This is a genomic window from Amycolatopsis sp. NPDC006131 (assembly GCF_040614175.1).
Taxonomy (GTDB): Bacteria; Actinomycetota; Actinomycetes; order Mycobacteriales; family Pseudonocardiaceae; genus Amycolatopsis_E; species Amycolatopsis_E tucumanensis.
The window spans coordinates 47846-58923 of record NZ_JBEXTX010000027.1 but is presented as its reverse complement, the minus strand read 5'-3'; the positions used below and the strand labels follow the sequence as shown (position 1 = coordinate 58923).

Sequence of the window (11078 nt, the reverse complement as noted above, 5' to 3'; positions counted from 1 at the left end):
ACCCGTGCCGTCGTTAGGGTCGGCGCCGTGCTGATCCAAGCGGTGCCGCAGTGGCAAGGGGCCCGGACACCCCGGGCGGGCGATCTGCCCGCGGGGTGCCGGGCCCTTTCCGCGTTCGCGGCGGAGGTTCTCGGGGCACCGGTGCGCGAGGTGCGTTTGGAGGCGGGCGAAACACCCGTCGTGGAGGGCGTCGCGAACCGGGAAGCGTTGCTGGACAACAAGAAGCGGCACGCCGAAGCGCTCGCCGACGGCCCGGTGCTCACCGTCGGCGGGGACTGCGCGGCCGACCTGGTGCCGGTCGCCGCCGCCCGCGCCCGGCACGGTGAGCGGTTCGGCGTGGTGTGGTTCGACGCGCACGCCGACCTCAACACCCCGGCCAGTTCACCGTCGGGCGCCTTCCACGGGATGGTCCTGCGGTCGCTGCTGGGCGACGGCGATCCCGCGTTCGCGGCCGCGCCCGCGCTGGAGCCGGGCCGCGCGGTGCTCGTCGGCGCCCGGGCGTTGGACCCGGCGGAACGGGACGAAATCGAGGCGGGCCGGGTCCGGCTGGTTACGGGAGAACCGTCGCGGATTGTCGCGGAAGTCCGCGATGCCGGTATCGAACGGCTGTACGTCCATGTTGATCTCGACGTTCTGGACCCGTCCGCGTTCGCCGGAATGGACTACCCGGAACCCGATGGGATGAGCGTGACGCAGCTCGTCGACGGGCTGCGCGCGCTCGCGGAGTTCGAGGTCGTGGGCGCGGGCGTCACCGAATGCGTTTCCGGCAAACGGGAGGAACTGGCGATTCTGGCACCCGTGCTGCACACCATTGGTGAATTACTTCGCTAATACAAGCGATTTCGCGCGGCGCGTGCTTGAATGAGGTTCGTGGGTAGCGCAGGCGGAGTCGCCGGCGCCGTTGGTGAACTCCTGCACACGGCGCTCGGCCAGGTTGTCCCGATCCGGATTCGTTGCTGGGACGGCAGTGAAACCGGCCCGCCGGACGCGCCGGTCCTGCACATCAGGCACCGCCGGGCGCTGCGCCGGCTGCTGTGGGCGCCCAACGAACTCGGCGTCTCGCGGGCGCACGTCGCGGGCGAGCTCGACGTCGAGGGGCCGTTCGTGGAAGCCCTGGAACGGCTGCACGACCTGGTCTACGACGTCGACTTCGACGTGGACCTGACGTGGTCACTGCGCCGCGACCTCGCGAAAGCGGCGCTGAAGCTGGGCATCGTCGGGTTCCCGCCGAAGCCGCCGCCCGAGGAGATCAAGCTCGCCGGGCGCATGCACTCCCGGCGCCGCGACGCGGCCGCCATCTCGCACCACTACGACGTCGGCAACGACTTCTACGCGCTGGTGCTCGGGCCGTCCATGACGTACTCGTGTGCGGTGTGGGCGAAGCCGGAGACCACGCTGGAGCAGGCGCAGACCGCGAAGGTCGACCTGGTCGCGCGCAAGCTCGGGTTGCGCGAAGGCATGCGAGTGCTCGACGTCGGCTGCGGCTGGGGCACGTTCGTCATCCACGCGGCCAAGGAGTACGGCGCGCACGCGGTCGGCGTCACGCTGTCGCAGGCGCAGGCCGACTTCGCCCGCAAGCGGGTCGCCGAGGAGGGGCTGTCGGACCTGGTGGAGATCCGGGTGCAGGACTACCGCGAGGTGTCCGACGGGCCGTACGACGCGATCTCCAGCATCGGAATGGCCGAGCACGTGGGCGCGTCGATGCTGCCGGTGTACGCGAAATCGCTGTTCGAGCTGCTGCGCCCGGAGGGACGGCTGCTCAACCACGCCATCTCGCGGCACCCGTCGGTGCCGCCGCGCGACCAGAAGACGTCGTTCATCGACCGGTACGTCTTCCCGGACGGCGAGCTGGAGCCGGTCAGCGTGATGGCCGGCGCGCTCGAAGAGGCCGGCTTCGAGGTGCGTGACGTCGAGGCGCTGCGCGAGCACTACGGGCGCACGTTGCGCGCGTGGGTCGCCAACCTGGAGGCGAACTGGGACGAAGCCGTTCGCCTGAACGGCGCCGGACGGGCCCGCGTGTGGCGGCTGTACATGGCCGCGTGCGCGCTGAGCTTCGAAAGCGGCGCGATCGGGGTGAACCAGATCCTCGCCGTGAAGCCGACGGCGCGCGGCGGCAGCGGGATGCCGCCGGTGCGCAGCGCCTGGCTGTCCTAGTCGCGGGCGAGGCCGGCCACCAGCTCGTAGGAGCGCAGGCGGTCGGCCTCGCCGTGGACCATCGTGGTGATCATGATCTCGTCGGCGCCGGTGTCCGCGACCAGCGTCTCCAGGCCCTTCCGGACGGTCGACGGCGAGCCGTGGATCGTCGTGCCGAGGCGCTCGTCCACGAAGTGCCGGTCGATGTCCGAGTACGGGTACTCGGCGGCCTCCTCGGGTGACGGCAGCGGGATCGGGTTGCCGCGGCGCAGCTGCAGGAACTGCAGGCCGCTCGGCCCGGCCAGCCACCGCGCCTGCTCGTCGGTGTCCGCGCAGATCACCGCCGCGCCGAGCATCACGTAGGGCTCGGACAGCGCCTCCGACGGCCGGAACGACTCGCGGTACAGCTCGACCGCCGGGATCGTGTTGCGCGCGCTGAAGTGGTGGGCGAACGCGAACGGCAACCCGAGCGAGCCGGCCAGCCGCGCGCTGAACCCGCTCGACCCGAGCAGCCACACCGGCGGCTTGTACCTCGGCACCGCGCGCACCGCGCCCGCGCCGTCGAAGTAGCCCATCAGCTCGGTCAGCTGCTCCGGGAAGTCGTCCGCGCCGAGCGCCTGCGGGGACCGGCGCAGCGCGAGCGCCGTGCGCTGGTCGGTGCCGGGGGCGCGGCCGATGCCGAGGTCGATGCGGCCGGGGTGGAAGGCCTCCAGCATCCCGAACTGCTCGGCCACCACGAGCGGCGCGTGGTTGGGCAGCATGATGCCGCCGGAACCGACGCGGATGGTCTCGGTGGCCGCCGCGACGTGGCTCATCAGGACGGTCGTCGCCGAGCTCGCCACGCCGGGCATGTTGTGGTGCTCGGCCACCCAGAACCGGCGGTAGCCGAGCCGCTCGGCGTGCCGGGCCAGCTCGACGGACCCGCGGAGCGCGGTGCGCGCGTCTGCGCCGCTCGGGATGGGGGACAGGTCCAGCACGGACAACGCGACATCGGACAGAGGCTTCACGGCAACGTCCAACGCGGCCCTGGCCGCGGCTCTTCCCGGTTTTGTCCCACCCCTCGGCGATGGTCAGCAGACACCGCCGGGCGTGGCAGGGAACAGAAGATCCCAGGGCCGCGCGCTTACCACGGCCGGGCTTCGCATCCCCGCGGTGACATCGGATCGCACGCTCCGGCTCGCACGCGCTGTCCTGGGCACCCCGGGGTCGCTTCCCCACGCCTGCCGCGGGTTCAATGGCGGGCCTCACTCTGCGCAGGGCGGTGGCGAGCGCGGCGTCGCGGGAGGACGCGTTGCCGATCTTCACCGGCGCGCGCATGTGGAGCCGACAAGTGACCCGCACAGCGGGGGGATCGGAGCAGGTGGGCAAGGCGAGCGTCTCCGGCGGCCGGCTGAGCGCCATCCACCAGGCGCGCTACCTGCTCGACGCGCTGCGGCCGTTCGCGGGGCGGACGGTGCGGATCGAGCACCAGGAGGGGCTGCGCCCGATGGTGTTCAATCGCCCCGCCGGACGGCGGCGCGGTTGAACACCGTCGGGGTCGTCCCGATGCGTGGGTGCGTGCTACGAGCCGGGGACCGAGCCGATCGCGGGCGGGGACGGTACGCCGCCGGTCACGACCGTGCCCAGCGTCTCCTGCCAGGCCCGCTGCCACAGCCCGGCGGCTTCGATCTTGCGCAGCCACTCGTTGACGAACCGCTTGAAGGAGTCGTCGTCGAGCTTGAGGCCGATGCCGTACGGCTCGCTGGTGAACGGCTGCCCGCTGATCTGCAGCTTCGAGTCCAGTTGCGCCTCGCCGGCCAGCACGGTCAGGTCGTGCACGTACGCGTCGCCCTTGCCCTGCTCCAGCGCCTGCACGCACTCCTCGGCGGTGCCGAACGTGGTGATCTTCGCGCCCGGCGCGCGCTGCTGGATCGCCGCGACGCTGGTGGTCCCGGCGACCGCGAGGACGGTCTTGCCGTTGAGGTCGCCGGGGTCGTCGATGCCGGTGGTGCCCTTGAGGGTGGCGATCGCCTGCCCGGACAGCAGGTACGGCCCGGCGAACGCGACCCGTTGCGCCCGCTCCGCGGTGATCGTGTAGATCCTGATCACCGCGTCCACCGTGCCCGTTTTCAGCATCGCTTCCCGGGTTTCCGGTGTGGTCGTCACGATGTTGACGTTCGGCCTGCCGATGATGTATTTCGCGAGCATTTTTCCAAGTGTCGCGTCGAATCCGTCGGTGCTTCCGGTGATCGGATTCCGCTGCGACAGCAGGGGCAGGTTCTCGTCGCCGCCGATGACCAGCGTGCCGCGGGCCTTGATGGCCTGCGCCGTCGGACTGGCCGCCAGATCCGCGTCGCTCGCTACCGGCGCTTCGCCGATGACGCCCTGACCAGCCGAAATCTCGCCGCCCGTGCTCGCGTCGTCGCCGCCCGTACAGGCGACGCCCGTCGTGAGCAACGCCGCGGCGAGGCCGATCGAGGCCGCCGTACGGCGCGCAGCACGCACCCAACCTGCCATGAGGTGCTCCATCCACAGTCCCGTGACACCACGAAGAGACGATCGGTCTCGCCGTGCATGGTAATTGCCCGGGAAATGGCGGGGGCTAACGAAGGCGTTGCGTTTTTCGTGATTTATTCCGCAGGCAGCCACTCGTCGTCGGAGGCCACGACCGTCAGCTGCTGCGTCGCGCGGGTCAGCGCGACGTAGAGCACGCGCCGCCCGGTGAGCGACTCGGTGATCAGCTCGGTCGGCTCGACCAGCACGACGGCGTCGTACTCCAGGCCCTTGGCGTCCAGGCTGCCGACGACCTTGAGCCGTTCGTCCGCCTGCCCCCGCACCCACGCGCCGACCTCGGCGACGCGGTCCATGGCGCACACCACGCCGACCGTGCCCTCGACCGCGTCCAGCAGCTCCTTCGCCGCCGCCGGCACCGCGCTCTCCACGCTGCCGCGCTCGACCAGCCGCACGTCCGGCTCGATCCCGGTGGTCCGGACCGCGCGTGGCAGCTCGCCCTCGGCCGCGTGCCCGGCGACCACGCGGGCGGCCAGGTCGAAGATCTCCGCCGAGTTCCGGTAGTTGGTGCGCAGCGTGTAGCGGCGGACCGGGGTGCGCGCGCCGAACACCTGCGTCCGGGCCTGCGCGGCCTCCTCCGGATCCGGCCACGAGCTCTGCACCGGGTCGCCGACCACCGTCCAGCTGGCGTACTTGCCGCGCCTGCCGACCATCCGCCACTGCATCGGCGAGAGGTCCTGCGACTCGTCGACCACGATGTGCGAGTACTCGTCGTAGTGCTCCGGCCGGTGCGGCTTGCCCTGCGACCCGCGCTCCGGCGGCGCCGCGTCCAGCTCGATCTGCTGCGCCCGGCGACGGCGCTTGGGCGGCGGGCCGACCAGCACGCGCAGCTCGTCCAGCAACGCCACGTCGGCGACCGTCCACTCCCGCTCGGGGTCGGCGAACGAGGCGGCCAGCAGGTCGACCTCGGCCGGGGTCAGCACACCGCGCGCCGCCTTGGTCAGGCGCCGCGGATCGCCCAGCCACCGCAGGATCTCGCCCGGGTACAGCACCGGCCACCACACGACCAGGAAGCGGTGGAAGTCGATCCGCTCGCCGAGGTCGTGGATCACCTCGGCGCGCTCGATCGAGCGGCCGTCGGCGCGCGCGTTCTCCTCGGCCCGGTCGGCCAGCGCCTCCAGCAGCGCCTCGGCCGCCCGCACGCGCGAGCGGTTCGGCGGCCCGCCGTGGCCGTGCACCTTGCGGCGGACCTTCTCCAGCTCCTTGCGGTTGAGCTTGAGGACGTCGCCCTTGTAGACGATCCGCATCTCGTCGGGCACGTCCGGCGGCGTGTCCCGCAGCGCCTTCGCCAGCACCTTGCGCATCCGCAGCGAGCCCTTGATCGCGGCGAGCGGCGCCGGGTCCTGCCGGTCGGTGCTGATGCCGTCGAGCACCGCGCCCAGCGCGCGCAGCTCGACGTTCGTCTCGCCCATCGACGGCAGCACGCGCGAGATGTAGTTCGTGAAGACCCCGGACGGCCCGACCACCAGCACCCCGGCCCCGCCGAGCTGGCGGCGGTACCGGTACAGCAGGTAGGCCGCGCGGTGCAGCGCCACGGCGGTCTTGCCGGTGCCGGGGCCGCCGGTGATTTCCGTGACACCGCGCCACGGCGCCCGGATGACCTCGTCCTGTTCCTTCTGGATGGTCGCGACGATGTCGCGCATCTTGTCGCCGCGCGACCGGCCCAGCGCCGCCATCAGCGCGCCCTCGCCGACCACCTGCATGTCGTCGCCGACCGCGTCCGGGATCAGCACGTCGTCGTCCACGTCGAGCACGGTCTGCCCGGAGCAGCGGATGACGCGGCGGCGCACCACGTCCATCGGCTCCTCGGCGGTGGCCTGGTAGAACGCGGCGGCGGCCGGGGCGCGCCAGTCGGTCACGAGGTTGTCGAACTCGGCGTCGCGGATGCCGAGGCGGCCGACGTAGATCTTCTCGCCGGTGGTGTGGTCGAGCCGTCCGAAGACCAGGCCCTCGTACTCGGCGTCCAGGGTCTGCAGCGTCTGGGTCGCGTGGTGGACCATCATGTCGCGCTCGAACAGCATCGAGGCCTGCTCGAAAACGGCTTCGCGCTGGGCGCCGTGGCCGATCTCGTAGCCCTTGGCACGCATCGCCTCCGCCTGCGCCCGGAGTTCGGCGAGCCGGGTGTAGACGCGGTCCACGTGGTGTTGTTCGATGGCGATCTCGGCCCGTCTGACCCGAGGTTCCGACACGCAGCGCTCCTACAGCTCACTCGCCGGCAACAGGAAGATTGACTCTACGCGTGCCCCGCGGGCCGTTCACCGGGTCCTGGGCAAAACACCGCGCAGAACACAGCGCGATGATGGGGCTGTGACGAGGATCGTGGCCGGGGCGGCGAGCGGGCGGCGGCTCAAGGTGCCGGCGCAGGGCACGCGGCCGACGTCCGAGCGCGTGCGGGAGGCGTTGTTCAACGCGCTGGAGGCGGCGGGCGAGCTGACCGACGCGCGGGTGCTCGACCTCTACGCCGGTTCCGGCGCGCTGGGGCTGGAGGCGCTCTCGCGGGGCGCGGCGGACGCGGTGTTCGTCGAGTCCGACCGGCGTGCGGTGCAGGTCCTCAAAGCCAACGTGAGCGCGCTCGGGCTGGGCGGTTCGGTGCGCTCCGGCCCGGTCGAGACGGTGCTGGCGCAGCCCGCCGACGAGCCGTTCCACCTCGTGCTGGCCGATCCGCCCTACTCGGTGGGCGCGGAGAAGATCGGCGCGGTGCTGGCCGCGCTGGGCGCTGGCGGGTGGATCGCCGAGGACGGGCTGGTGATCGTCGAGCGGGCGCTGCGCGACGGCGAACCGGACTGGCCCGCCGGGTTCGCGCCGCTGCGCACCTCGCGCTACGGCGACACGGCCTTGTACTGGGCGGAGTACGTCACTTCACCGCGCCACGGCGGGTAGAGCTTGATAGCGTCCGCCACATGCGGCGTGCGGTGTGTCCAGGCTCCTACGACCCGGTGACCAACGGCCACCTCGACATCATCGAGCGGGCGGCGAAGCTGTTCGACGAGGTCGTGGTCGCGGTCATGATCAACAAGTCCAAGAAGGGCATGTTCACCATCGAGGAGCGGCTGGACATGCTGCGCGAGATCACCGCGCACCTGCCCAACGTCCGCGTCGATTCGTGGCACGGGCTGCTCGTGGACTACTGCAGGCAGCACGACATCGCGGCGATCGCCAAGGGTCTGCGCTCGGTCAGCGACTTCGACTACGAGCTGCAGATGGCGCAGATGAACCGGGAGCTCTCCGGCGTCGAGACCCTGCTGATGTCGAACAACCCGGCCTACGGCTTCGTGTCCAGCTCGCTGGTCAAGGAGGTCGCCACCTACGGCGGCGACGTGAAGAACCTGGTGCCGGACGTGGTCTTCGAGCGGCTCACCGCGAAACTCGCCGAACGCGCCTGATCGGGCGACGACTTTCGTCGGGACTTCGGGCTCGTTCACCTGACGGCCCCCTACGGGTAACGCGTTCGGGCTACGGTCCGAAAATGACCAACATCACGAAGTCCCGGGTGGCCGGTGCGCTGCTCGCGGTCGTCCTCACGTTGTTCACCGGGTTCGGGCCGACCGCTCCCGCCTCGGCCGCGCCGCTGTCCACCGCTCAGGCCGAGTGTGGCGACACCTCCGGCTTCACGGTGGTCGCGCTGTCCTCGCTGCCCGCCGAGGCCACCGACACCTACGAGCTGATCCAGCAGGGCGGCCCGTACCCGTACGAGCAGGACGGGACGGTCTTCCAGAACCGCGAGGGGCTGCTGCCCGCCTGCGCGAGCGGCTACTACCACGAGTACACCGTGGAGACGCCCGGCAGCGACGACCGCGGCGCGCGCCGCATCGTCACCGGCTCGGCGGGGGAGTACTTCTACACCGGCGACCACTACGCGAGCTTCGACCTGGTGGACGTGAATTCCTGACGGTTCCCCTTGACACGCCCGGTGACGCAGCGTTCCCCCCTTTCCCCGGAGAAACGGGCAGACTTGTGGTCAAGCCGGATGGGGAAAGGCCACCTAGGGAGTCGCTGTGTACCGGGTGTTCGAGGCGCTGGACGAGCTCGTCACGATCGTGGAAGAGGCACGCGGGGTGCCGATGACGTCCAGCTGCGTGGTTCCCCGCGGGGACGTCCTCGAACTGCTCGACGACGTGCGCGACGCGCTGCCCCGCGAGGTCGACGACGCGCAGGACGTGCTCGACCAGCGCGACGAGCTGATCAACAAGGCGCGCCACCAGGCCGAGACGACCGTGGGCGACGCCAACGCCGAGGCCGAGCGGGTCACCTCCGAGGCCGCCGCCGAGGCCGAGCGCATGATCGCCGACGCGCAGGCGCGCGCCGAGCAGGTCATGGCCGACGCGCGCGCGGAGGCCGAGCGGATGATCGCCGCGGGCCAGGCCGAGTACCACAACCTGACCGAGCGGGCCCGCGCCGAAGCCGAGCGCATGATGCAGGCCGGTCGCGACGCCTACGAGCGCGCCGTCGAGGACGGCCGCCACGAGCAGTCCCGGCTGGTGTCCCAGACCGAGGTCGTGCAGGCCGCGCACGCCGAGTCCGCGCGCATCGTGGACGAGGCCCACGCCGAGGCCGACCGGCAGCGCGCCGACTGCGACGCCTACGTCGACGGCAAGCTCGCCGAGTTCTCCGAGCTGCTGTCCACCACGCTCCGGACGGTCGACTCCGGCCGCAACCACCTGCGCGGCCCGTCGAGCCTCGGCCAGCGCCCCACGCCCCTGTACGACTTCCAGCCCTGATCGCGGCGTAGAGTGGTGGGGTTGCCTTCCGCCCCCTACTCAACGGACCCATGTCTCAGCACAATGACTCTTCCGACGCCCGCAACCCGTGGGTCGTCGACACCCGTGAGCTGGGCCGGCGCGCCGGCCTGAGCCGGACCATCCAGCGCACGGCGCCCACCGCCGTCGAGTGGGGCGTGCCCGATGTGATCGTGGTGCCGAAGGGCGCCGAGGTCGAGCTGGACCTGCTGCTCGAGTCGGTGGTCGAGGGCGTGCTGGTCACCGGCTCCGCCGCGGTGCGGACCACCGGCGCCTGCTCCCGCTGCCTCGACCCGATCGACGACGAGGTCGAGGTCGAGCTCACCGAGCTGTTCGCCTACCCCGACTCGACCACGGACGAGACGACCGACGAGGACGAGGTCATGCGCCTCGTCGACGACCGGATCGACCTCGAACCGCTGGTCCGCGACGCCGTCGTGCTGGCGCTGCCGCAGGTCCCGCTGTGCCGCGAGGACTGCCCGGGGCTGTGCCCCGATTGCGGCGGGAAGTGGGCCGATCTCGAGCCCGGACACGGGCATGAGACGATAGACCCTCGGTGGGCCGCGCTGGTCGAGCGTTTCGACGACTCGTCCTCCGGCGGGCCCGGCCGGCAAGCCTGACGAGCATCAGCTCGTAAGCACCTGAGTAAGCACGCTCGCGCCCGCGTGAGCGAACCGTGGATGAGGAGATTCAGTCGTGGCCGTCCCGAAGCGGAAGATGTCGCGCTCCAACACGCGCCACCGTCGTGCGCAGTGGAAGGCGACGCCCGTGCAGCTGGTGCCCTGCCAGAACCGGGCCTGCCGGCAGCCGAAGCCGCAGCACGTGGCCTGCCCGACCTGCGGCCAGTACGACGGTCGTCAGGTCGTCGAGCCCGCCTGAGGTCGCTGACCAGTATGGGGGGCAGGTCGAGATCGGGAGGGCCGGCCGCCGACCCGAAACCGTTGCTCGAAGCGCTCGGCGTCGAACTCGACGCCGAGCTGCTCACGCTGGCGCTCACCCACCGCTCGTATGCCTACGAGAACGGTGGGTTGCCGCCGAACGAGCGGCTCGAGTTCCTCGGTGACGCCGTGCTCGGTCTGGTCGTCACCGACCACCTGTACCGCACGCACCCCGAGCTGCCGGAGGGGCAGCTCGCGAAGCTGCGGGCCAGTGTGGTAAACATGCACGCCCTGGCCGGGGTCGCGCGGGGGCTGGGTCCCGGTGGGCTCGGCGCGCACCTGCTCCTCGGCAAGGGCGAGGAGCTCACCGGTGGCCGTGACAAGGCGAGCATCCTCGCCGACGGTCTGGAGGCCGTGATCGGTGCGGCGTACCTCGCGCACGGCATCGACGCGGCTCGCGAGCTGGTGCACCGGCTGTTCGACGCGCTGCTGGCGGAGGCGCCGCTGCGCGGTGCCGGGCTGGACTGGAAGACGAGCCTGCAGGAGCTGACCGCGTCGGCTGGGCTGGGTGTGCCGGAGTACAAGGTGGAGGACACCGGGCCGGACCACCGCAAGGAGTTCAGCGCCACGGTGCTGGTCGCCGGCCGCGACTTCGGCAACGGCAACGGCACCACGAAGAAGGAAGCCGAGCAGAAGGCCGCCGAGACCGCTTGGCGGGCTCTTTCCGAGGAGCTGAAGCCGGAGGGCTCGGAGTAGATCTCGTGCGAAGCCGGGTCGCTGC

The 11078-nt window shown here is 71.3% G+C and carries 13 protein-coding genes; 10 read left to right on the top strand and 3 right to left on the bottom strand.

The window, feature by feature from the left end:
- Positions 1–27 precede the first annotated feature (27 nt).
- Both ABZ215_RS16840 and ABZ215_RS16835 read left to right on the top strand, forming a co-directional pair.
- Positions 28–831, top strand: a complete 804-nt coding sequence (locus ABZ215_RS16840) for an arginase family protein (protein ID WP_237336377.1) — start codon at positions 28–30, stop codon at positions 829–831.
- A 39-nt stretch (positions 832–870) separates the two neighbouring features.
- Positions 871–2154 (top strand): cyclopropane-fatty-acyl-phospholipid synthase family protein, encoded by a 1284-nt coding sequence (locus ABZ215_RS16835; protein WP_354950207.1) that lies wholly within the window; start codon positions 871–873, stop codon positions 2152–2154.
- Here ABZ215_RS16835 and ABZ215_RS16830 read toward each other — a convergent pair.
- The gene (locus ABZ215_RS16830; RefSeq protein ID WP_020418085.1) at positions 2151–3140 is read right to left on the bottom strand and encodes an LLM class flavin-dependent oxidoreductase; all 990 of its coding nucleotides are present in this window, start codon (positions 3138–3140) and stop codon (positions 2151–2153) included. The two genes, ABZ215_RS16835 and ABZ215_RS16830, sit on opposite strands and share 4 nt — an antisense overlap.
- A 323-nt stretch (positions 3141–3463) precedes the next feature.
- On the opposite strand from ABZ215_RS16830, the gene ABZ215_RS16825 reads away from it, so the two are divergent.
- Entirely contained in the window at positions 3464–3658 is a 195-nt protein-coding gene (locus ABZ215_RS16825) for a hypothetical protein (protein ID WP_354950206.1), read from the top strand.
- A 35-nt stretch (positions 3659–3693) separates the two neighbouring features.
- Here the strand turns inward: ABZ215_RS16825 and ABZ215_RS16820 are convergent, their stop codons facing one another.
- Entirely contained in the window at positions 3694–4629 is a 936-nt protein-coding gene (locus tag ABZ215_RS16820; protein WP_354950205.1) for a glutamate ABC transporter substrate-binding protein, read from the bottom strand.
- Between the two features lie 113 nt (positions 4630–4742).
- The gene (locus ABZ215_RS16815; RefSeq protein WP_354950204.1) at positions 4743–6872 is read right to left on the bottom strand and encodes an ATP-binding domain-containing protein; all 2130 of its coding nucleotides are present in this window, start codon (positions 6870–6872) and stop codon (positions 4743–4745) included.
- A gap of 118 nt (positions 6873–6990) precedes the next feature.
- On the opposite strand from ABZ215_RS16815, the gene rsmD reads away from it, so the two are divergent.
- From rsmD to rnc, 7 genes are all read left to right on the top strand, one after another.
- The gene (gene rsmD, locus ABZ215_RS16810; RefSeq protein ID WP_354950203.1) at positions 6991–7563 is read left to right on the top strand and encodes a 16S rRNA (guanine(966)-N(2))-methyltransferase RsmD; all 573 of its coding nucleotides are present in this window, start codon (positions 6991–6993) and stop codon (positions 7561–7563) included.
- A gap of 20 nt (positions 7564–7583) precedes the next feature.
- Positions 7584–8066 carry a pantetheine-phosphate adenylyltransferase gene (gene coaD / locus ABZ215_RS16805; protein ID WP_020418090.1) on the top strand — a complete coding sequence of 161 codons (483 nt, stop codon included), beginning with the start codon at positions 7584–7586 and terminating at the stop codon, positions 8064–8066.
- Between the two features lie 83 nt (positions 8067–8149).
- The gene (locus ABZ215_RS16800; RefSeq protein WP_354950202.1) at positions 8150–8572 is read left to right on the top strand and encodes a ribonuclease; all 423 of its coding nucleotides are present in this window, start codon (positions 8150–8152) and stop codon (positions 8570–8572) included.
- Between the two features lie 106 nt (positions 8573–8678).
- Positions 8679–9401 carry a DivIVA domain-containing protein gene (locus ABZ215_RS16795; RefSeq protein WP_020418092.1) on the top strand — a complete coding sequence of 241 codons (723 nt, stop codon included), beginning with the start codon at positions 8679–8681 and terminating at the stop codon, positions 9399–9401.
- A gap of 50 nt (positions 9402–9451) precedes the next feature.
- Positions 9452–10039 (top strand): YceD family protein, encoded by a 588-nt coding sequence (locus ABZ215_RS16790; RefSeq protein WP_020418093.1) that lies wholly within the window; start codon positions 9452–9454, stop codon positions 10037–10039.
- A gap of 76 nt (positions 10040–10115) precedes the next feature.
- A complete protein-coding gene (gene rpmF / locus ABZ215_RS16785) occupies positions 10116–10298 on the top strand; it encodes a 50S ribosomal protein L32 (RefSeq protein ID WP_017987516.1) in 183 nt (60 codons plus the stop codon).
- Between the two features lie 14 nt (positions 10299–10312).
- Entirely contained in the window at positions 10313–11053 is a 741-nt protein-coding gene (gene rnc / locus ABZ215_RS16780; protein WP_084506093.1) for a ribonuclease III, read from the top strand.
- Positions 11054–11078: the final 25 nt, after the last annotated feature.

Coding starts and splice junctions, on each gene's coding strand:
- ABZ215_RS16820 (WP_354950205.1), bottom strand. CDS start 4,629: ATGGCAGGTTGGGTGCGTGCTGCGCGCCGTACGGCGGCCTCGATCGGC.
- coaD (WP_020418090.1), top strand. CDS start 7,584: ATGCGGCGTGCGGTGTGTCCAGGCTCCTACGACCCGGTGACCAACGGC.
- ABZ215_RS16800 (WP_354950202.1), top strand. CDS start 8,150: ATGACCAACATCACGAAGTCCCGGGTGGCCGGTGCGCTGCTCGCGGTC.
- ABZ215_RS16790 (WP_020418093.1), top strand. CDS start 9,452: ATGTCTCAGCACAATGACTCTTCCGACGCCCGCAACCCGTGGGTCGTC.
- rnc (WP_084506093.1), top strand. CDS start 10,313: ATGGGGGGCAGGTCGAGATCGGGAGGGCCGGCCGCCGACCCGAAACCG.